This is a genomic window from Acidimicrobiia bacterium (assembly GCA_041394025.1).
Classification (GTDB): domain Bacteria; phylum Actinomycetota; class Acidimicrobiia; order IMCC26256; family JAOSJL01; genus JAOSJL01.
Map to the genome: position 1 here is coordinate 425,575 of JAWKJA010000002.1, position 20,861 is coordinate 446,435.

A 20,861-nucleotide genomic window follows, 5' to 3' on the forward strand; every position below is an offset into this window, starting at 1 on the left:
CGTGATCAGCCACGGACCAGTCCATCAACTCCCCGACACGGACCCCGACGAGACCGCCGAGTGGCTCCAGTCGCTCGATGCGCTCGTCGACATCAAAGGTCGGGCGCGTGCCCGCTATCTCCTCGAGCGTCTCCTCGAGCGGGCGCACCAGTCCGGTGTGCAGACGTCCCCGATGGTGTCGACGGACTACATCAACACGATCCCCCCGGAATCCGAGCCCTGGTTCCCCGGCGATGAGTACGTGGAGAGGAGGATCCGCGCGTTCATCCGCTGGAACGCGGCCGTGATGGTCGCCCGTGCCAACAGGCGCTTCGACGGCCTCGGCGGGCACCTCTCCACCTACGCGTCGGCCGCGTCGCTCTACGAGGTGGGCTTCAACCACTTCTTCCGCGGCAAGGACGACGGCGGATTCGGCGACCAGATCTTCGTGCAGGGTCACGCCGCCCCCGGCATCTACGCACGCGCCTACCTCGAGGGGCGCCTCACCGAGGAGCAGCTCGACCACTTCCGCCGTGAGGTCGGCGGCGCCGGCCTGCCGAGCTACCCGCACCCGCGTCGCATGCCCGACTTCTGGGAGTTCCCCACGGTCTCGATGGGGCTCAGCCCACTCAACGCCGTCTACCAGGCGCGCTTCAACCGGTACCTGCTTCAACACGAGCTCGTCGACACGAGCAACGCTCGCGTCTGGGCGTTCGTGGGCGACGGCGAGCTCGACGAGCCGGAATCGACCGCGGCGCTCGGGCTCGCCGCCCGTGAAGGGCTCGACAACCTGATCTTCGTCGTGAACGCCAACCTCCAGCGTCTCGACGGGCCGGTGCGCGGCAACGGCAAGGTCATCCAGGAATTCGAGTCGGTGTTCCGCGGCTACGGCTGGAACGTCCTGAAGGTGGTGTGGGGGAGGGACTGGGACGAGCTGCTGGCCCGCGACGTCGACGGCGTCCTCGTCAACAGGATGAACGAGACCCTCGACGGGGAATTCCAGAAGTACGTGGTCGAATCGGGTGCATACATCCGGGAGCACTTCTTCGGGCCCGACCCGCGCCTGCGTGCGATGGTCGAGCACCTGAGCGACGACGACCTCACGAAGCTCACGCGTGGCGGGCACGACTACCGCAAGCTCTACTCGGCCTACAAGGTGGCCACCGAGCACCGGGGTGCTCCCACGGTGATCCTTGCCAAGACGGTCAAGGGCTGGACGCTCGGAACCGACTTCGAGGCCCGCAACGCCACCCATCAGATCAAGAAGATGACCGAGGAGGAGCTGAAGACCTTCCGCGACCGACTGTTCCTCGACATCCCCGACGACCAACTCGAGGGTGACTCGCTGCCGCCTTACTACCACCCAGGGAAGGACTCACCCGAGTACGAGTACATGCAGGAGCGCCGGCGCGCGCTCGACGGCTATCTGCCCCAGCGCGTGGTGCGCCGCCGCAGCATCACCCTCCCCGGCGACGCCACGTTCGAGCAGTTGGAGTCGGGAACCGGCGACAAGGTGCAGGCGTCGACCACGACGGCGTTCGCCCGTCTCGTCAAGGCCCTCTACAAGGACCCCGACATCGGCGGGCGTGTCGTCACGATCGTCCCCGACGAGGCACGCACGTTCGGGCTCGACGCGCTGTTCGCCGACGTGAAGATCTACGCGCCGTTCGGCCAGCACTACGACCCCGTCGACGCCGGCCTCCTCCTCAGCTACCGCGAGGCGCCCGACGGCAAGATGCTGATGGAGGGCATCACCGAGGCGGGCGCCATGGGGTCGTTCACGGCCGCCGCCACGAGCTACGCGACGTGGGGTCAGCCCATGATCCCGTTCTTCATCTTCTACTCGATGTTCGGGTTCCAGCGCGTCGGCGACCTCCTGTGGAGCTTCGGCGACCAGCGCGGCCGGGGCTTCGTGCTCGCCGCCACGGCCGGGCGCACGACCCTCACCGGAGAGGGGCTCCAGCACTGCGACGGCCACAGCCAGGTCCTCGCCTCCACGGTGCCCAACTGCCGTGCCTACGACCCGGCGTTCGCGTACGAACTCGCCACGATCGTGAGTCACGGCATGGAGAGCATGTTCGGTGACGATCCCGTCGACGACTTCTACTACATCACCCTCTACAACGAGAACTACGTGATGCCGGCCATGCCCGACGGCGTACGCGAGGGCATCCTGCGTGGCCTCTACCGGTACCGGGCCGCGTCGGGCGGGTCGAAGCCCGCACAGATCCTCACGAGCGGCACGGCCATGCTGGCGTCGCTCGACGCGCAGGAGATCCTCGCCGACGACTACGACGTCGCCGCCGACGTGTGGTCGGCCACGAGTTGGAAGTCGCTGCGCGACGACGCCCTCGAGGTGGAGCGCTGGAACCGGCTGCATCCCACGGAGGCACCGGGGACCTCGTTCCTCGTCGAGACGCTCGGCGACGCCGGTGGGCCCGTGGTGGGCGTGACCGACTTCATGAAGTCGGTGCCCGACCAGATCGCACGGTTCGTACCGCAGCCGTTCCTCCCGCTCGGCACCGACGGCTACGGCCTGTCCGACACCCGCGAGGCGCTGCGTCGGTACTTCGAGATCGACGCCGCCCACATCGTGGTCGCGGTGCTCTACCAGCTCGCTCAGCAGGGCGACGTGAAGGCCGAGGTCGTGGTCGAGGCGATCGACCGGTTCGGCATCGACGCCGACGCGCCCGACCCGTTGACTCTGTGAGGTAGCGCCGGGAGCGCTTCTCAGGTCTCGGGGTGGAGGTCGGGATCCCAGGGGATCTTCTCCTCCTCCTCGTCCTCCCAGTCGTCCTCCTCGTCGGGCTCGTCGTCGCCCTCGACGACATCGGCCAGGGACTTGCTGCCCTCCCGGAAGAGATCGTCGTCAAAGCCCTCTTTCAGCTCCCGCGCCTCGCGGAAGCGTCGCGCTCGTCCCTTCCTGGCCACGACCGTCACCTGCCTCGAACACACGAGGCGCCCCGGGGGCGCCGACTCCGAACACGCCACCAGTCTCGCACGTCCGGCGACCCGATGAGGGACGGATTGCCGCTGTGCCCGCTACGGTCACGGGTCCGCCCCGGGGGAGGCCTGATGAAGACCCACGAGACCGACAGTGTGATCGACACGGCGACATCCGTCCGCAGGGGCGACCGATCGGCGGTGGCGGTCCTGGAGGAGGCTCTCACCAGGATCGGGGCCGGGAACGCGGAGCTCAATGCCTTCGTCGCCATCGACGAGGATGCAGCGCGCACGCAGGCGGCAGCGGTCGATGCCCGCGTCGCCGCCGGCGAGGATCCGGGAGTGCTCGCCGGGGTGCCGATCGGCGTCAAGGATCTCGAGGATGCGAAGGGCTTCGTCACGACCCACGGCGATCCGGCCTACGCCAACGACCCTCCCGCTGCGAACGATTCCCTGGAGGTGGCGCGCCTGAAGTCGGCCGGCGCGGTCGTGGTCGGCAAGACCAACACACCGCCGCACGGCGTCCGCGCGGAGACGGACAACCGCGTCTTCGGTCCGACCCGGAACCCCTGGGCGACGTCGCGGACCTCGGGCGGTTCGAGCGGAGGCTCGGGCGCTGCCGTGGCAGCGGGCCTGGTGCCGTTGGCGACGGGATCCGACGGAGGCGGCTCGATCCGCATCCCGTCGGCGGTGTGCGGCCTCCCCGGCTTCAAGCCGACTCACGGCGTCGTCCCCGGTGGCGACGAGGGTGCGCCGGCATGGGGCCACTTCTCGACCCGGGGCCCCATGGCGCGCAGTTTCGCCGACATCGCCGTGGCTCTCGACGTCGTCAAGGGTGTGTCGAACCGCGACATCCTCTCCGTGGAGATTCCCGGCTCCTTCGGCGACGCCGTCGCGCGCCGGTCACTCCGGGGCGTGCGGATCGCGTGGTCACCCACGCTCGGAGTGGCCGACGTGGATTCCCGGGTCGCCACGCTCTGTGAGACGGGGATCGGGAAGCTTGCCGGAGCGGGCGCCGAGGTCGAGGACATCGGCGCGGTCCTGGACGAGGACCCGCTCACGGCGTGGGGCGCGCGGTCGGCGCCCGGGACGCGGCACCGCTTCAACCAGCGGGAGATGGCGTGGAGCGAGCGTTTCGACGAGGCGTCGCTACTCCTCGCCGGGATGGCCGAGTTCGTCGACATGGACATGCTCTTCGACGGAGAGGCCAAGAGCCACGGAGTGCTGCTCGCCCTCGCGGCGGTCTTCGACCGCTTCGACGTGCTGGCGTGCCCCGCCACGCTCACCGTTCCCCCACGGGTAGGGGAGGAGTCGCCCTACGGCCCGGGCTGGGCCGCCACCATGACGATGCCGTTCAACCTCACACGCTCGCCGGCGGCGGTCGTGCCGGTGGGTCTCGTGGACGACGACGGCGACCGGCTCCCGGTGGCGCTCCAGCTGGCGGGACCCCGCCTGGGTGATCTCGACCTGATGGCCGCCGCGGCCGCCGCCGAGGAGGTTCTCGGAGCACTCCAGTGCTGATCCGACCACTATGTCCACGGCCCGCCTTGTTTGAGAAAAAAACAGCCGCAACAGTAGACAACGAACGATTCATACGGTAGACACCTACTCACGCAGAGTGGGAGGTTGAGTCCGTGAGACGCGTTCGGTGGCTATTGATTGTGTCCGTGGCAATCGTGACCGTGGTGGTCGGATGTGTCCCACCAGGCAACCCGGGCACCGAGGACCGTAACAAGTTTCTCGAAGCGACCGCAGGCGGCTACGCCATCGGACTCAACGCCAACGTGGCGCCACGCGCAAACGGCACGACGAAAGCCTGCCCGGATCATGCCGGAGTGAATCACTGGGGAACGGCCGACGAGCACGGGGTGTGGAAGGGGCCGTTCACGGTCTGCTACACGCTCGGACTCCCGACCTCGAACGCGCATCGGGGGACCGTCTACATGCACGAGATGGGCCATGTCTACGCACAGAGGCTGGTCGAGGTGGGGTCGACGTGGGCGCAGGGCCCCATCAACAACGCGGAGAAGTTCGCCGACTGCTTCGCGCAGCTCCACGGGGGGAACACGGCCTTCAACGGCTACTGGGGTGGCAATGCGTGCACCCAGAGCTGGGTCGACAAGATCGCTCAGATGGAGGCGTTCGCTCCGCCCAACAACAGCACGGGCTGGTGGACGCCGTAGCGACTCAGTCTTCGATGTGCAGGGCGGTGTCGATGCAGACCCCGGTACCGATCACGAGGAGCCGTAGCGGGTCCTCGAGGCGCTTGTTCATGGCCACGACGTAGCTGTCGCCGCCCTGCATGAAGGCCTTCTTGAGGCCCTCGAAGCTCTTGGTAACCTTGCCGATCTCGTTGTCGTCGGCGTCGAAGATCGTGAACTGGCGGTCGCGGCGGTTCTTGCCCTTGAGCTGGCCGACCTTCTTGCCGTCGGCCTCGAGGGCGAAACGGACCTTGCCCATCGTGTTCTCCTGCTTGATCGCCCCGATCTCGTTGCCGTCGCCGTCCTCGAGGATCACCTTCGACTTGCGGATCTTCGACGGACGGGTGAGACGCAGCACGACGTTCCCGTCGGCGTCGACGAGCTCGAACTTGTGGGTCATGTACTTGTCGAACTTCGTGAACGCCCGCACGAGCTGCTTGGCCTGGCTCTGGCCGGTCTGTTTCACCGTGCCGAGGACCTTGCCGTCGTTGCTCTTGATCTCGTAGTCGGAGCCGGTCTCGAGAAGACCGGCCGACTGCTCCACGAGGAGAACCGGCTCGTCGAGCAGCGTCCCGGTTCCCTCCCACTCGACGGCGGTGCCCGTGAACTTGGCGGCGTTGGCCCCCTCCACGATCATGTCCTTCATCCCCGACGTGGCCTTCTCGTCGGTTCCGAACGGATCGACCGACTCCTTGCCCTTGGTGGAGATCTTGGCGGTCCACTCGGAGCCGTCGAAGTAGCGCTGCTGCGCCCGCCGGTAGGGGTCGGGGTACCACCCGGGCTCGGTCGGGGTGGAGTCGGGTGTTCCGTTGTCGGGGGTCTCGCTCGTGTCAGTCATGGCTCGAGCCTCGCGCGAGATGCCGGCCATTGTCACGCCCGAGCTGCCCTCGACCCGGCGCCCGCGGACCATGGAGGAGCGGCGAACGCACGCGGGTATCCTGCGGGCTCCGGGCGATTAGCTCAGCGGGAGAGCGCTGCCTTCACACGGCAGAGGTCACTGGTTCGAAACCAGTATCGCCCACTCACCTCTGGACCCACGCCGCTCGTTGCCCGTCGCGTCGCGGGCGGCGAGGGCTGGGATACCGTCGACCCGTGGCTGTTCCCGATCTCGAGCACGATGGCTACTGCGTGCTCTCCGGCGTGATTCCCCCCGACGCGGTTGCTCGCGCACGTGAGGGACTCGACGGGATCTTCGCCGCCGAGGCACCCGTCGCCGAGGAACGGGGATGGTCCAACGACCGGTACCGCGTCGCGTACGCGCTGCCGGCCAAGGACCCCTTCTTCGTCGAGTTCTGCGCTCAGGATGTTCTTCTCGATCTCGCACGGTCCGCCCTCGGCTCGGAGGCCGTCGTGGCCTCGTGCAACGGACTTGCCATGACCCCCGGTGGTCGGGCGCAGCGGCTCCACATCGACCAGGAGGAGAGTGTGGCGGGGCCCGCCGTGTACCTCCACGCCGTCTGCGCTCTCGACGACTTCGACGAGGGGAACGGCGCGACTCGCATCGTTCCCGGTAGTCACCGAATCATTCACGATCCGAACGACGCCGAGAGGCTGGAGGAGCGGGCCGTCCCGGTGACCGCACCCGCCGGCTCTGTCATCGCGTACGACGGCAGACTCTGGCACGCGGGGAGCGCCAACAGGGACGGTCGTTCCCGGCGGGCGATCCACGCCTTCTACGCGCGGGCATGGGCCCGGCCGCACTGGGACTTTCCCCGCACGATCCCCGGCGAGATCTCCGAAGCGATGTCGCCCGAGCGCCGTCGGTTGTTCGGCTACGACGCCACTCCACGACGCTTCGACGTTGCCGGGTGCCGCATCGTGACCCCGCACCGGGGGGTCGTCGACTGACGCGACAGGGCGCTCAGAGGTCGTGGTGGAGCCGAAGAACGTCTGCGGCCCGGTCCACGGCTGAGGGGATGGTTTGGGGGACGATCCACCCACGTTCGGCGTGATGGCGAATCTTCTCCAGCTCCTCGACGCAGGACCGGGCGGTCTTCGCGGATCCACGGTGTCGGACGTCGGGTCGCCTCGTCGTCGGGGCACTCCACGCCTCGAGGTCCGGCTCGAGATGGCGGAACGTCGCCAGGGAGCGGCGTGTGGCAACGGGCCATGTCACCAGGGCCACGCGCGAGAACGTGAAGCCTGCGTCGCGGGCTGCGCTCAGGCCGAGCGTCACGTTCTCGCCGGTGTGGAGGGAGGCGCTTTCCGTGACGATCCGGTCGGCGGGCACGCCGAGGTCGGTGAGCGCACACGCGAACCCCGCCGCCTCGGTGACGCCGTTCTCGTGGGCCACGCCCCCGGACACCACGATCGGGGCGGCTGTCCCCTGCGCGTGTAGCTCGGCGGCGCGGCGGGGCACGGCGGGGTCGCGGCTGCCGAAGCAGAAGATCAGGTCGTTCGGGCGGGGCTCCGCCGCAGGGACGAGGAAGTCCCAGAGCACGTCGAAGGCCCGCATCGGATCCTGGGTCCGTACGTCGTCGAGGTCCTCGAGCCCGGTCGCACTCATGGCAGCTCCAGTGTCCCGTCGGAGCAGCCCTGTGCGAGGGCGGCACGGAGGGCCGACTCGATGCCGGCCCTGTTCTCCCTTTGTGCCACGAGCAGGTTCTCCTCGACGAACCAGCGGTCGCTGCGCGTCGCGACCGGGAGCGTCGCGACAGCCGCCAGGTCGACGGTGTCGGGGAGCGTCTCGATCCTGCACAGACAGCCGGCGAGCTCGAAACCGACCGCCGTGCGGATGCACTTCTCGCACACGCCGCAGTTGAGCTGATCGCCGAGGTTCTGCCAGCAGACACGCAGGTGACGCCGGACGGCATCGTTGTCACAGACCTCGCGGGCCTTGTCAGGGCGCGTCACCTCCTGGCCGGTCCGCACGCAGTCGGTGTAGCCGGTGCTCAGGTCTGCCGTCTCGAGCAGCGGTGCGAACTCCCCGGTCAGGAGCACATCGGGAACGGACGCGCTCTGCAGCACGAGACCGAGCTCACCGCCGAGTGCGAACGCCGCCCCGGCGAGTGGTCCGTAGTAGAACCAGCCCCACTCCTGGTTGACGGCGTACATCAGGCGCTTCATGTCGGTGGAGATCTCGATCAGGGGTCTGCCGAGCGCCGACGCTGCGGCGCGGATGTGCTCGACAGCCAGGTCCATGACCGGGGTGTCATCGAGTCCGATGTCGAGGCCCCGCACGAAGACGAGTGCGTCGAGCTCCGAATGGGTGACGGCGGTGTGGAAGGAGTCGAGCCCGCCCGAGAACATCGTGGCGGAGCGGCCGGACCGGGACGGGGGGTTCGGCGTCGTCGACTCGACGGTGAGGTCGGTCACCGCAAGCTGTGGGAACCACCGTGCGTAGCGCCCCAGCGCGGCAGGCAGCGTGTCGAGTAACGGCCGGCTGACAGCACCGTCGATGTGGACCGCCTCGTGCCGGTAGCTGCCGATGAGCGCGGCGGGCAGGACGAAGACGTCGGCCGGAACGGGCGGAGGTGCCGGCAGATCCCAGACGCCGACCCGGTGCTCCTCGGACCCGAACGCGACCGTGGCCCACGCGCCGTCGTCGGACGCTTCGACTTCGGAGACGGTGACTCGACCTGACACGGGGCAAGAAGCTAGCGAAACGACCGCTCTCCCCACGAGTGACCGTGGCGCGTCGTCGTGGCTTGCAGGGTGGCCGGGCGTTAGCCTCCGTCGCGCCATGACTGAGACGGGCACGTGGGACGTGATCGTGGTGGGCTCGGGGCCCGGAGGTCTCACCTGCGCGTCGTATCTGGCGGCGTCGGGCCGGCGGGTCATCGTGCTCGAGCAGCACGATCTCGCAGGCGGTAACTGCCAGGTGTTCCGTCGGCACCACGAGGGCCACGACTACGAGTTCGACGTCGGGCTCCACTACATCGGCGACAGCGGCCCGAACGGTTCCATCCCGACCGTGCTGCGCGGTCTCGGTCTGACCAACCGCGTCACCTTCCGCCCTCTCGATCCGGACGGCTTCGACACGCTCGTCTTCCCCGACTTCACGGTCCGGATCCCTGTGGGCTGGGATGCCTACCGCGACAGGGTCACCGCCCGGTTCCCCGACGAAGAGGAGGGAATCGACCGCTACTTCGCCATCCTGCGAGCCCTACCCGGTGAGGCGAATGCTCTCATGAGTGGGAGCAACACCGACGCACCGCTGCTCCTCGAATGGGGGCTGCGGCCGGTGGCGGACCTGTTCGACCACTGTGGCCTCTCGCAGGAGGCGATCGCCGTTCTCGACCACTGGAGCGGTCTCTACGGATCGGGACCCCGCGACTCCACGGCGGTCATGCACGCCATCATCGCCGACCACTACATGCGCGGCGCCTGCTACCCGGAGGGTGGGGGCCAGGTCATCCCGGCCTGTCTCGTGGAGGTCATCGAATCGTTCGGCGGGGAGGTGCGGACGCTCGCGAAGGTCGACGAGATCGTCATCGACGACGGCACCGTGACCGGTGTCCGGTTGGAGTCGGGCGAGACCCTGGAGGCTCCCGTCGTGGTCTCGAACGCCGACTACAAGCGCACGATGCTCTCGCTCATCGACGGGTCTGTCCTCAGTGCCGAGACGATCGAACGGGCGGAGTCGGCGGTGATGTCGCTGCCGCTCGTCGTGGCGTACGTCATCGTCGACATCGATCTCACCGAACGGGTGCCGAACACGAACTACTTCGTGTTCCCGACCTACGACGTGGGTGGCGAGTACGAGCGACTCGAGGCCGGCGAGCCGGGACGGGTCCCGTTCTCCTACGTGTCGCTGGCGTCGGTCAAGGATCCCGACCACGGTGCGCTCTGCCCACCCGGATACTCGAACTTCCAGATCATGACGCTCGGCCCCCGTGGGCCCGGCGCGTGGGGGGTGGACGCCGGCCCCGCCGACGGCGGCCAGTACCGGCGCGACGCCACGTACCGGGAGCGCAAGGAGACGATGACCGACGAGCTGATCGAACAGGCCGAGCGGGTCCTCGGGCCCTTCCGGGACCACATCGTCCATCTCGAGACAGCCACCCCGCTCACGCAGGAGCGCTACACGCTCTCCACGGACGGAACGTCCTACGGGCTGCGCTTCTCGCCCGACCAGACCGGCCCGCTCCGACCCGGGTACCGCACGGAGATCGAGGGGCTCTACCTCGTCGGTGCCAGCACGACCGCCGGCCACGGTATTGCCGGGACAATGGTCGGCGGGGTGCTGTGCGCGGGGACTGTGGCGGATCGGGACCTCATGCGCGAGATCTCGAGCGGAACGGTTCTCGTGGAGTCCGGGGATCTTCCGGAGCATGCGCCCGACTGGGACCCTGTGGCGGTGAGTCGGGGCCGGGCACTCCGGCGTCGACGCGAGGAGGGCCGTGTGGCGCGCGCCGCGATGTGACGCCACGTGGCGGCGGGCGGGCGCCCCCGGACCCCAGGGGCGTCGCGGCACCGTTGGTCCAGGTGTCCTGAACCAGCCCCGCGACCGTCCCGGCCCCGAGCCCGGTGCCCCCTAGTATCTGCGCCGTGTCGGAGGAGAACCAGAAGCGCCTCATCGCACTCCTGATCGGCCTGACGACGGTGTGCGCCGGGCTCTTCACCTGGCGGGCCGCGCAGATCGGCTCCACTGCAGCGTTCGACGACCGTCAGGCCGTCGGCGAGACCATCAAGGTCGAGCAGCAGAACGTGAACGTGGCGGTCGAGGCGGTCCGACAGGCCGACGAGTACAACACCTATCTCTCCGACTACGCCGTCGCCACGGAGCTCGACGCGCAGGCCGGTGCCGCTCGCGCCGGTGGAGATGACGCTGAGGCCGATGAGCTGGCCGAGGCGGCCGAGTCCACGAGAGCCACCGCGTCACTTCGTGCAGCGCGTGCCGGGGTGTTCGGCCTCAATGTCCTCGGCGCCAACCTCGAGGAGCCGGGGGTGGAGCCCCAGCCGTTCGACCTCACCGACCGGATCGAGGAGCTCTCGTCCGAACAGGCGACCGCGCTTCTCTCCCCGGGTGTTCTCGACCCCGACGAATGGGCCGACGAGGCGAACGACATCCGGTCACGGGTCCGGACGTTCAGTCTGTGGGTCGTCGTCCTTCTGGGTGCCGTGGCCCTCTTCACGACAGCCGAGCTCACCGTCAGCCGCCGCCTGCGGATCGGCGCCGCGGGGCTCGGGCTCATCATGTTTCTCACAGCCGCCGTCACCGGGACGGCTGAGGCGTGGTCCTGATGCGTCGGGAGAGCCCGGCCCGTGGCTGACGACGAGCGTCCCCCCACCCAAGAGCCGCCGGAGCGAGGGTCCGACGAGACCCACGCAGAGGCCACGGCGCGCGCCGACCGGGCAACCGCGCGCGCCGAGAGGGCCGTCGCACGGGCCGACGCCGTTGAGGCCTCCGAGGCCGCCGACGCGCGCTACCGGCGCCGGATCGGGGTCCTGCTCGCTCTGATCGCGGTCGCCACGGCGCTCGTCGGCGCTGTCGAGACACGTGCGTCCACGAACGAGTCGTGGTACGCACGCGAAACGACCCGCACGGGTGTCGAGGCCATGGCCGCCAACGTCACGCGTGCCGCGGCCGTCGGGGTGAACACGGACCTCGACGCGAGCCAGGCCGCTCTCGCTTCATCCTCACTGTTCTCAGCCGATGAGCGCGCCGCGGATCTCGCCCAAGCCGAGGTCGAGAACCTCGCCGTGCAGCCGGAGCTCGACCGTCTCACGCTGGACGCCCAGCGCCTCACCCTGAAACAGGCGGCGCAGGCCGAGACGCGGGTCACGTGGAACAACCGTGCCTCGCAGTACGGGACGGTGATCACGACCCTGGGCGTGGCCCTGTTCCTCGTCGGCTTCACGCTCGTTCTGAGCCGGAGGGTCCGGCCACCGATCCTGCTACCGGGCATCCTGCTGACGATCTACTGCCTCGGTTGGACGACGTGGATCTGGCAGCGCGAGATCCCCGATACCCCCGACGCCGCCATCGAGGCAACGGCGGCCGGAAACACAGCCGTCGCAGCGGGCACCTACGACAGCGCACTCGGCGAGTTCGACGCCGCTGTTGCGCGCGACTCCGGATATGCGTCGGCGTTCAGCGGACGATCAGCAGCGGGGTTCCTCGCGGCCAACCCCGACTATCTCACGACCGGCGCGGTCACCGACGTCGACAGCGACGTGTTCGAGCAGTCGGTGGACGATGCAGGGCGAGCCGTCGATCTGAGCGACGGACGCGATTTTCTGGCGTTCTACCTGGAGGCGCTCACGAGCTTCTACGACGGCGGCTACGACGACGCCGTGGCTGCCTCCGAACAGGCACTCGCCATCAACCCGCAAGCGGCACAGGTCTACTTCCTCGAGGCCGCGGCCGAGCTCGCTCGGGGGAACGACGGTGCAGCGCGGAATTCGTACGAGGCGGGGGTCGATGTTCTCGACCCCACCGAGGCATCGGAGGCGAACCGGATCCTGATCGCCGACTTCACGAACCAGCTCGAACAGGCCCGGTACGCCGTTCCGGAGCTGGCGGACACGGTCGATGACGCGATACGGCGGATCGCGCTCGCGGAGGCACGGCTCTCGTTCGGATCTGTGACCGGGACAGCGCCCGACGGAGCGACAGTCGAGGTGCCGACCCTGGAGTGGGACGACGGTGAGCTGCACGTGGCGGTCGGCTACAAGGGCCTTCCTCCGGACACGCGCGTCTCGGCGTACCTCTTCGAGCGTCCGATCGAGGCGGGAGCGTGGGTTCAGCCGTTCGAGTTCGCCGTGTTCGGGGAACTGACGGGGGAAGGGACACTCGAGAACTCCCTCGCAGCACCCCGCCAGTGCGCGCCGACGGAGTTGCGCCTCGACGTCTACCTCGACGGCGCCCTTGCCGACAGCGTCACGAGACCCGGTGTCCCGGCGACCTGTTGAGAGCCGATCACCCCGCGTGTAACCCACACGGGTCGCCGACGGTCGGAGCATCCAGACGCCGGAACGCTTCGTGCCAACGGCAGGTTTCGTCTCCGTAAATTCGGGTAAAAGCGCTGGACCGGAGGCGAAGCGTTCGTCATCGTTGGGGGAGACTCGGAAGACGACATGCCGGCCGCAGCTGCTACGGCACCGCCGCACGTTCGTCGGAGGACGACATGACTCGCACAACGATCACCGACACGCCAGAACCCATGAGATTCATCGGTGGGGCCTGCGCGCCACCCGACGGAGATCGGGAGACCCTCCACCAGAGCTTCGACACGGCGGCGCTCGACAGGCTCCGTGCGCCCGCGCCCGCGAGTTCCGCGCGACGAGGACCTCGCGTCGCCCCCGACGCCCCGGTGGCGTCACGGGTCGCCGTCCTTCCCTGCTTCGTCGCCGATCCGGCCTCCGACGCCTGGTAGCACCCGGATCGCGCGGGCATCCCGTCAGATCACCGTGAGAGCTCAGCTCTCCTTGTTTCAGCCATCTCGAAGGCCTCCAGGTAGCCCGCGCGGTAGTCGTCACGCCAGATCTCGTCGACCGATGTAGGGCCGAACGTGGCCCGTGCCGGCGGCTCCTCGTGTGCGAAGACCTCGAGCGCGTCGGCGCCCCCGACGGCCTTGGCCCGGTCGGGGCCATCGAGTGAGGAGATCCGGGACACGAGTCTTGTCCGCGTGGACTCCGCCCAGGACCTGAGCGCGGCGGCAGCGGCGTCCTGTTGCGCGCGGGTGGGGCGCTTGGCCCGGCGCCTCAGCAGTCCCACGGAGTGTCACTCCGATCGTCGGTCGAGCGTGGCCCCGAGACTAGGGCTTCGGGACGAGCGCTTGACGGAGATGTGCCGGCGCCCGCACGATGATCCCGTGACCTCCGTGAAGCTGCCGTGTGCGCGCTGCGGGACCGAGACCTTCGGCGGTGACGACGCCTTCGCCCGCGTCGGCCGCCACCGGTACTGCCCGACCTGTGGCCGGATTCGCCACCTCGAGGCGATGGTACGGCGTCTGTGGGCGGCGCTCGGGGCGCTCATCCTGATCCTGGCCTTGCTCCTGTTCCGCTGAGTTCGTGGCCACCCGCCCGCCTTCCCGGGACGCGGAGCGTTGGGTGTGGGTTCCGCTAAGTCCGGGCACTGGCCGTCCGAGAGATGTTCCAGGTATCCTTTTGTACGGAACGTGATATTCGGCGGCATGTGTGACGCACAGAGTGGTCACACAGCGGACGCCGGTTTTCGGTGCGTGCGCGCGAGCGTGGGAGTGGAGATGCGATTCGTCGACATTCGGTGGTCAACAGAACCGCCCGGCGTCGTACGTTTCGACCCGCACTTGACGGTGGTGGCCGACTTCCCGTGCCCCGACGACGGTTTCGCTGGTTTCGGGAGCATCGGCGAGATGCTGGCCTCCCTCGACGAGGCCGGCGACGATGTCGAGGCGGTGGTCGAGGGCCTCGACACCTCACGACCGGTCGAGGCGGCCGCACAGGACGCAGCACGCAGCGTGCTCCGTGTCGACACATCTCACCTCCGAGCTGCGCACGAGGCGCTGCACCGCCGCCGTGCCGAGAACGACGCCGACATGCGGCGAATCGAGTTGGCGGTGAGCCGCGTCGAAGCCGACGCAACCCACCAGGAGGCACTCGAGCGCCTCACCGCGCGCGAGGCGGAGCGCACGAGCCTTCGTGAGGAGTTGGCCATGCTCGAGGGCCGGGCCCCGGATGCGCCCGGCCACGGAACGGTTGCCGAGGAGCCACCCGACGGTCCAGGCGGCGCGCCCTCCTCAGAGGCACGAGATGCCGTGAGCGAGGCACTCGCCGAGGTCGAGCAGATCGAGATGAGTGAGCCCGTTGTTCCCGAGGACGGATCCGTCGAGCTCATCGACCGTTGGCTCGACCTCACGACCAGCATCGCCTTCCTCAGCAACGCCGAGCCGAACGGCATGACCGTCGAGCAGGCTGCTGCGGCCGTCACGGGCGCGAGACCCAAGGAAGAGCGGACCCACCTCGGCCAGGTCGGTCCCGAGGTGGCCGAGAAGCTGCTCGAGCTCCACCGTGCCGTGGAGCGTGCGGAGAAGCACGCCGGTAGCTCCCTCTCGGGTCGGGGAGCCAGGCGTGCGCTCGCGCAGGCGCGCGACGCGGAAAGCGAGATGCTCGCGTCGGTCGGTTTCGGTGACTACACGGAATACCTGATGTCGGTGGCCTTCAGCACCGAGTCGTCGACCCTCGACCAGGCAGAGGCGTCGGCCACACAGGTCGCCGAGGAACGTGTCGTGGCGGGCGACGCAGTCCAGCTTGCAGACGACGAGAGGTGGTCCGGCCTCCAGCGCGATCTCGACGCCCTGTGCACCGACATCAGCGCCCTCCTGGGAGAGGAGGTGTCGGGTGATCCACTCGAGGCGTTGAGGAACCGCGTGGTCCTCAACCCGGAGCTCATCGCGGCGCGCGCGGAGCTCGCAGCGGCGCTTGCAAACGTCGGGGTGGACGTTGGCGACTCCGAGCACGTTCCGGATCGTGCCCGGGCATGGCTCGACGAGAATCGCGGCGACGACGAGACAGCTCCCGACCGCACGGTGGCGGACGACCCGATGGGCGAACCCGTTGTCGAGAACGAGCGGGGTCTTCTCGAGAGGAAGCTCGCTGCCCTCGATGCGGAGATCGCCGTCCTCGAAGAGAACGCTGCTGCCTCGGCGGTCCCCGTGCAGGAGCTCGATGCCGAGCTGGCGGCGCTCGACCGTCGCCCCGAGCCGATCATTGCCGACATCGTGGACATGGACCCGGCCGACACCGTTGCGGTGATGCGGGAGGCCCTGGTGCCGGGCTCCGACGCCGACGCGCCGGTCGTGCTCGACGGGGCCCTGGACGACCTGCCCGCTGCGTGCCTCCCGGCCGCGTTCGGCTTCCTGATGGACGAGACGGAGACCCGTCAGGTCGTCGTCGTCGGCCATGCCGATGTCGCCGATTTCGCCGACGACTGGCTCACGGCCCGTCACGGTGACCGGGGTCGCGTGTGGCGGTGGGCCGAGGCCGTGGCCGAGGCCTGTCCGGAGACCCCCGTCGCGGACGACGCCGACGAGCAGGACGAGCACGACCCCGGCTCCGGGAGCGCTGACGGCACGCACGGCGCCGGTGGCGGGATCGACTCCTTCCTCGTGGAGGAGGTCGACAGCGACGACGACGTTCCCGACCTCGACCCCGAACCGCTGCCCGACCTCGGCATGTGGACCGGCCGGGCGCCCGCCGCACCGGCCGAGCCCGAAGCGGTGGTGGAGATCGCCGAGCCGGAGGTCGTGGAGCCCGAGCCCGAGCCGGAGCCGGAGCCCGAGGTTCCGGAGCCCGAAGCGGTGGTGGAGATCGCCGAGCCGGAGGTCGTGGAGCCCGAGCCCGAGCCGGAGCCCGAGGTTCCGGAGCCCGAAGCGGTGGTGGAGATCGCCGAGCCCGAGGTCGTGGAGCCCGAGCCCGAGCCCGAGTTTGAGCCGGAGCCGGAGCCCGAGGTTCCGGAGCCCGAAGCGGTGGTGGAGATCGCCGAGCCCGAGGTCGTGGAGCCCGAGCCCGAGCCCGAGTTTGAGCCGGAGCCGGAGCCCGAGGTTCCGGAGCCCGAAGCGGTGGTGGAGATCGCCGAGCCCGAGGTGGTGGTCGCCGAGCCGGAGCCGGAGGTCGGGGTCACTGAGCCTCAGGTCGTGGAGCCTGCCGAGGTTCGGTCGGCGCCACCGGGCGCACCCGACCCCGAAGCGGTCGTCGCTGTCTGCGTCAACCACCACCACCGGCGCTCGTCGACCCGCTGTTCCAAGTGCCACGTTCCGTACTGCGACGACTGCCTCGTGCAGATCGGCTCGGGCTCGAAGCCGCGCAGCCTGTGCGTCGAGTGTGCGCTCCTGACCGGAGGAGTGCGGTTCAGCCGGCGCCGCCGCGGTCGTCGGCGCCGGTAGGGTGCTCGCTTCGCGCCCGGGTGTGTGACGGTGCGATGGGGTTCGAGGTCGTGGAGACTTCGAGTTCGCCGATGACGCCGGGGTCACCCGTGCCAAGGCCTGCTGGGACCCTTCGGACGCCAGGGAGCTGTGAGGGCCGGGGCGTCCGACTTTTGTCGGGGTGCCTCCATCGGGCACAATAGATCCCCGATGGACCTGGAATCCCGAGACTCCGTCAATGTGAAGCCGGCCGAGCTCGACGTGCTCGGCCAGATCCTCACGCACGTCGGTTCCACGCTCGACGACGAGGCACTCGACCAGCAGATCGAGTCGTTCCCCCTCATCTGCCTCACGTCGGTCGACGAGGAGCTCCACGGGTTCCTGTTCGGGTCCCTCGAGAGGATCGGCGGCACACCGTGCGTCCTGTGGGGTGCGGGGGCGGCTCGGAAGGGGAAGAACGCCGGGCCGTCACTGAAGGCCCTGGTCGGCGAGCTCTACCGGCGCGCCGCCATCTCCTTCCCCGACGAGGACGTCCTCGTGGCCGGCCAGATCGCCCATCCGGCCGGCTACACCCTGCTCGGTGGCTTGAGCGATATCTGTCCGCGGCCCGGCTACTCGCCGACGGGTGAGGAACGCGCGTGGGGCCGTCGGCTCGCCAAACGCTTCGGTTCGAAGGCCAGGTACGACGACAAGGCGTTCCGCCTGAAGCCCGGCAAACAGCCGGCGCGGGTGTTCGACACGCGCACGATGAAGGTGTCGTCCACCTCGAAGGCGGCCGAGATGCTCGGGTCACCCGATCCCGCCGCGGGTGAGGCGATGATCGTCTTCGGATGGGCATCGGCCGAGGCGCTCGAAGACGGGCTGAGCCCTGGCCGCAAGTAGTCGGCGCTAGCGCGATGCCTGGAGGGTGTCGAGCACCCGCTCGAGTTCCTCGACGCTCGTGACCGGCTCCCGGCACACGTACCCCTCACAGACGTAGGCCGTCGGCGTCCCGCCCGTCGCCCGCCCCTCGTAGAGCGGGCTGCCTGCGCTTGGCCCCGCAGCACCGAGGGCCGTGATCGACCCGGGGAGGATCCGGTCGAGTACGACACGGCGCAGCCGTTCGAAGTCCGGGTTGTCCCTGTCACCTGTCAGGACGATCTCGCGCGACGGGAGGACGATGCGCTCCTGGGCCTCCAGCATCTCGCCGAAGCCGGCGGGTGTCGCCGCGAGGTGATCGGCGACGAGGCACACCGCGCCCACGGCGGGCTCGCGCCAGCGGGGGTCGCCGGTGAGGGCGCCCAGGCGCAGGAGCCCGTCGGCAGCGAGGGAGTTGGCCGACGGTGTGGCGTTGTCGAACAGGTCCTTGCCGCGAACGAGGAGGTCGTGTGCGTCCGACCCGCTCGTGAAGAACCCGCCGCCGTCGGGGTCGTGGAACAGCTCGATGAGGTCCCCGGCGGTGCGCGTCGCGTCGGTGAGCCACGCGATGTCGTCGAGCTCGGCCAGCGTGAGCTGTGCCCCGAGCAGGGCTGCGTAGTCCTCCGCGACGGCGTTGTGGCGTGGAACGCCGGCCTGCCAGGAACGGAGGAGCCGACCGTCCTCTCCACGGAGTTCCGTGCCGAGGAAGCGGACCAGGTCGCGAGCCGTCACCATCCAGTCGGCACGCTCGAAGACCGCCGCGGCCTCGGCGAGGGCGCGTGCGAGGAGTGCGTTCCAGGCCAGGAGCACCTTGTCGTCGAGGCCGGGTCGGGTCCGCCGGGCACGTGCCTCCCGCAGGAGGGGGAGCGCCCTCGTGACGGCTTCGGAGCGTGGGGCAGTGCGGTCCACGACGTTCAGGATGTTGGCGCCCTCGAAGTTACCGCCGGCGGTCACACCGAAGTACGAGACGACGTCGTCGGCATCGGCTCCGAGCAGGGAACGGAGCTCGGCGTCGTCCCAGATGTAGAAGAGGCCCTCGACACCTTCGGAGTCGGCGTCCTCGGCGGAGTAGAAGCCGCCGGCGTCGTCGCGAAGGTCGCGCATCAGGTAGTCGACGATCTCCTCGACGACGGTCGCCCAGCGCGATTCTCGCGTCGCGACGTACCCCTGGGTGTAGGCGCGCAGGAGGAGCGCCTGGTCGTAGAGCATCTTCTCGAAGTGGGGGACGAGCCACCGGGCGTCGACCGAGTAGCGGTGGAACCCGCCACCGACGTGGTCACGGATGCCACCGGCCGCCATGGCGTCGAGAGTGGTTCGTGCCATGTCGAGAGAGGTGGGATCCCCGGTGCGGGCGTGGTCGCGCAGGAGGAAGCGGAGCACCATCGAGGGCGGGAACTTGGGTGCCCCACCGAACCCCCCGTGGATGGGCTCGTAGACGTTGCCGAGCCCGGCCCGGGCCGCAGAGAGCACCTCGGCACCGGGGAGGTCCTGAGCAGGGTCGGGAGTGGCGGCGGCAGCCAGTGCGTCGGTGAGTTGCTCGGCCTGGCCGTCGAGATCATCACGACGCTCCCTCCACGCCTCGTCGATGGCGGCGAGGAGGCGTCGGAACGACGGCATCCCGGGTCGGTCGTCGGGTGGGAAGTAGGTGCCCCCGAAGAACGGCCGGCCGTCGGGCGTGAGGAAGACCGTCATGGGCCACCCGCCGTGGCCGGTCAGGGCCTGCACCGCCTGCATGTAGAGCGCGTCGACGTCGGGGCGTTCCTCACGGTCGACCTTGACGTTCACGAACAGCCGGTTCATCTCCTCGGCTGTGACGTCGTCCTCGAACGACTCGTGGGCCATGACGTGGCACCAGTGGCAGGCGGAGTACCCGACCGACAGCAGCACGGGGCGGTCGCGCTCGCGTGCCGCCGCAAAGGCGTCATCTCCCCATGGGAACCAGTCGACGGGGTTGTCGGCGTGTTGACGGAGGTAGGGGCTCGTCTCGGCGGCGAGGCGGTTCACGCTGCGCAGGGTAAGCGACGCAGTCACCGACCGGGATGTCGTGGCGCACCACAATGTCGGCGTGCGCCTCGTTGTCACCGGAGTGCTGGCCGGCCTCGCCATGGGCTACGCGTTGCAGCGGACGAAGCTGGCGCTTCACGGGAGCTTCGTCGGATGGCCGGACCACGTCCCACGTGTCTTCCGCACGTGGATCCTGGCCGTTGCGATCGGGGCTGTCGGGCTCACGGTCATCTACGCCGGTGACTGGTGGCCGGAATTGAACGAGGGTCTCGCCTTCCGGCCGGTGGCGAACACGATCGGTGGGATCGTCCTCGGGTTCGGGATGGTGCTCGCGGTCACATCGGCCTCGGGTTTGTTCTACAACCTGGGTGCCGGAACGGTGACGTGCCTCACGGGGCTCATCGGGTTCGTGGTCGGCGACGCCGTCGGCGGATGGATCGACCTCCCGGGTGCGGGGGTCATCGCCGCGGGCGAGGGGGCCACCCTGCCGGGCGTGCTCGACGTTCCCCGCTGGACCGTGGCCGTCCCGTTCGCCGCGGTCACGGTCGTGGTGCTGGCGCGCGTACCGGTGCGCGAGGAGTCCACTCGCGTGCGCGACCAGCTGGGGTGGGTCGTGGGCGGTGTCGTCCTCGGCGTGGCCCTCGTGGGGTCGTGGGTCCTGGCGGGGCTGGGCGGTCACGACTTCGGGCCCAACACGGAGGGTGCCGTGTCGAGCCTCCTGCGGGGGCGTCCCGACAGGTGGGAGGGTGCCTTCGTGCTCGCTCTCATCCCGGGCGCCGCCGTCGCGGCTCTCACGACATCGGTGTGGGCGCTCACGCGTGTCCATGCCGGGCGTCTCGCGCGTCTCGTCGTGGGGGGCTTTCTCCTCGGCCTCGGAGGGCAGATCGCCGGCGGCTGCAATCTCGGGCACGGGCTCTCGGGCGTCGCCCAGCTCGGCCTGTCGTCGTGGCTCGTGGTGGGCGCCATCGTCGTCGGGATCGTTCTCGGGCGGCGTCTCCTGGCCGTGACCGAGGAGGAGTTGCACGAGCTCGGAGACCGGCTCGGGTGA

The 20,861-nt window shown here is 69.3% G+C and carries 18 protein-coding genes and 1 tRNA gene; 13 read left to right on the plus strand and 6 right to left on the minus strand.

All coding sequences use genetic code 11. The features are described 5' to 3' along the window. Position 1 precedes the first annotated feature (1 nt). A complete protein-coding gene (gene aceE, locus R3A49_01860) occupies positions 2 to 2,689 on the plus strand; it encodes a pyruvate dehydrogenase (acetyl-transferring), homodimeric type (GenBank protein MEZ5169477.1) in 2,688 nt (895 codons plus the stop codon). A 20-nt stretch (positions 2,690 to 2,709) separates the two neighbouring features. Here aceE and R3A49_01865 read toward each other — a convergent pair whose 3' ends face one another. Then, a complete protein-coding gene (locus tag R3A49_01865; protein MEZ5169478.1) occupies positions 2,710 to 2,910 on the minus strand; it encodes a hypothetical protein in 201 nt (66 codons plus the stop codon). Positions 2,911 to 3,054: 144 nt separating this feature from the next. On the opposite strand from R3A49_01865, the gene R3A49_01870 reads away from it, so the two are divergent. Further along, a complete protein-coding gene (locus R3A49_01870) occupies positions 3,055 to 4,443 on the plus strand; it encodes an amidase (protein ID MEZ5169479.1) in 1,389 nt (462 codons plus the stop codon). A 146-nt stretch (positions 4,444 to 4,589) separates the two neighbouring features. Further along, the gene (locus R3A49_01875; protein ID MEZ5169480.1) at positions 4,590 to 5,105 is read left to right on the plus strand and encodes a hypothetical protein; all 516 of its coding nucleotides are present in this window, start codon (positions 4,590 to 4,592) and stop codon (positions 5,103 to 5,105) included. Positions 5,106 to 5,109: 4 nt separating this feature from the next. On the opposite strand, the gene R3A49_01880 is transcribed toward R3A49_01875, so the two are convergent. Further along, the gene (locus R3A49_01880) at positions 5,110 to 5,961 is read right to left on the minus strand and encodes a phospholipid scramblase-related protein (protein MEZ5169481.1); all 852 of its coding nucleotides are present in this window, start codon (positions 5,959 to 5,961) and stop codon (positions 5,110 to 5,112) included. A gap of 111 nt (positions 5,962 to 6,072) precedes the next feature. On the opposite strand from R3A49_01880, the gene R3A49_01885 reads away from it, so the two are divergent. Together R3A49_01885 and R3A49_01890 are read left to right on the plus strand one after the other, a co-directional pair. Continuing rightward, positions 6,073 to 6,144 (plus strand) — tRNA-Val (locus R3A49_01885). 71 nt (positions 6,145 to 6,215) lie between these two features. Beyond that, the gene (locus tag R3A49_01890) at positions 6,216 to 6,971 is read left to right on the plus strand and encodes a phytanoyl-CoA dioxygenase family protein (protein ID MEZ5169482.1); all 756 of its coding nucleotides are present in this window, start codon (positions 6,216 to 6,218) and stop codon (positions 6,969 to 6,971) included. A 13-nt stretch (positions 6,972 to 6,984) separates the two neighbouring features. Here the strand turns inward: R3A49_01890 and R3A49_01895 are convergent, their stop codons facing one another. Together R3A49_01895 and R3A49_01900 are read right to left on the minus strand one after the other, a co-directional pair. Further along, entirely contained in the window at positions 6,985 to 7,629 is a 645-nt protein-coding gene (locus R3A49_01895; protein MEZ5169483.1) for a YdcF family protein, read from the minus strand. Beyond that, positions 7,626 to 8,708: a hypothetical protein gene (locus R3A49_01900; GenBank protein MEZ5169484.1), complete on the minus strand. Its 1,083-nt coding sequence runs from the start codon at positions 8,706 to 8,708 to the stop codon at positions 7,626 to 7,628. The genes R3A49_01895 and R3A49_01900 overlap by 4 nt, the downstream gene beginning before the upstream one ends. A 97-nt stretch (positions 8,709 to 8,805) precedes the next feature. Between R3A49_01900 and R3A49_01905 the strand changes: the two genes are divergently transcribed. The 4 genes from R3A49_01905 (at position 8,806) to R3A49_01920 (ending at position 13,444) form a co-directional block, all read left to right on the plus strand. Next, complete coding sequence (locus tag R3A49_01905) at positions 8,806 to 10,488, plus strand: NAD(P)/FAD-dependent oxidoreductase (protein ID MEZ5169485.1); 1,683 nt, start codon at positions 8,806 to 8,808, stop codon at positions 10,486 to 10,488. Positions 10,489 to 10,613: 125 nt separating this feature from the next. Then, positions 10,614 to 11,309 carry a hypothetical protein gene (locus R3A49_01910; protein MEZ5169486.1) on the plus strand — a complete coding sequence of 232 codons (696 nt, stop codon included), beginning with the start codon at positions 10,614 to 10,616 and terminating at the stop codon, positions 11,307 to 11,309. 21 nt (positions 11,310 to 11,330) lie between these two features. Beyond that, complete coding sequence (locus tag R3A49_01915) at positions 11,331 to 12,980, plus strand: hypothetical protein (protein ID MEZ5169487.1); 1,650 nt, start codon at positions 11,331 to 11,333, stop codon at positions 12,978 to 12,980. 215 nt (positions 12,981 to 13,195) lie between these two features. Then, on the plus strand, positions 13,196 to 13,444 hold the full coding sequence (locus R3A49_01920) for a hypothetical protein (GenBank protein ID MEZ5169488.1): 249 nt from the start codon (positions 13,196 to 13,198) through the stop codon (positions 13,442 to 13,444). A 29-nt stretch (positions 13,445 to 13,473) separates the two neighbouring features. Here R3A49_01920 and R3A49_01925 read toward each other — a convergent pair whose 3' ends face one another. After that, positions 13,474 to 13,785 carry a hypothetical protein gene (locus R3A49_01925; protein MEZ5169489.1) on the minus strand — a complete coding sequence of 104 codons (312 nt, stop codon included), beginning with the start codon at positions 13,783 to 13,785 and terminating at the stop codon, positions 13,474 to 13,476. A 97-nt stretch (positions 13,786 to 13,882) separates the two neighbouring features. Here R3A49_01925 and R3A49_01930 point away from each other — a divergent pair, with 97 nt between their 5' ends. The 3 genes from R3A49_01930 to R3A49_01940 all read left to right on the plus strand — a co-directional run bounded on the left by R3A49_01930 (position 13,883) and on the right by R3A49_01940 (position 17,794). Further along, positions 13,883 to 14,077 (plus strand): hypothetical protein, encoded by a 195-nt coding sequence (locus R3A49_01930; GenBank protein MEZ5169490.1) that lies wholly within the window; start codon positions 13,883 to 13,885, stop codon positions 14,075 to 14,077. Positions 14,078 to 14,275: 198 nt separating this feature from the next. Further along, positions 14,276 to 16,933 carry a B-box zinc finger protein gene (locus tag R3A49_01935; GenBank protein MEZ5169491.1) on the plus strand — a complete coding sequence of 886 codons (2,658 nt, stop codon included), beginning with the start codon at positions 14,276 to 14,278 and terminating at the stop codon, positions 16,931 to 16,933. Between the two features lie 219 nt (positions 16,934 to 17,152). Next, positions 17,153 to 17,794: a hypothetical protein gene (locus R3A49_01940; GenBank protein ID MEZ5169492.1), complete on the plus strand. Its 642-nt coding sequence runs from the start codon at positions 17,153 to 17,155 to the stop codon at positions 17,792 to 17,794. Between the two features lie 6 nt (positions 17,795 to 17,800). On the opposite strand, the gene R3A49_01945 is transcribed toward R3A49_01940, so the two are convergent. Then, complete coding sequence (locus tag R3A49_01945; protein ID MEZ5169493.1) at positions 17,801 to 19,840, minus strand: thioredoxin domain-containing protein; 2,040 nt, start codon at positions 19,838 to 19,840, stop codon at positions 17,801 to 17,803. 13 nt (positions 19,841 to 19,853) lie between these two features. On the opposite strand from R3A49_01945, the gene R3A49_01950 reads away from it, so the two are divergent. Continuing rightward, positions 19,854 to 20,861, plus strand: coding sequence for a YeeE/YedE thiosulfate transporter family protein (locus R3A49_01950; protein MEZ5169494.1), 1,008 nt, complete (start codon positions 19,854 to 19,856; stop codon positions 20,859 to 20,861).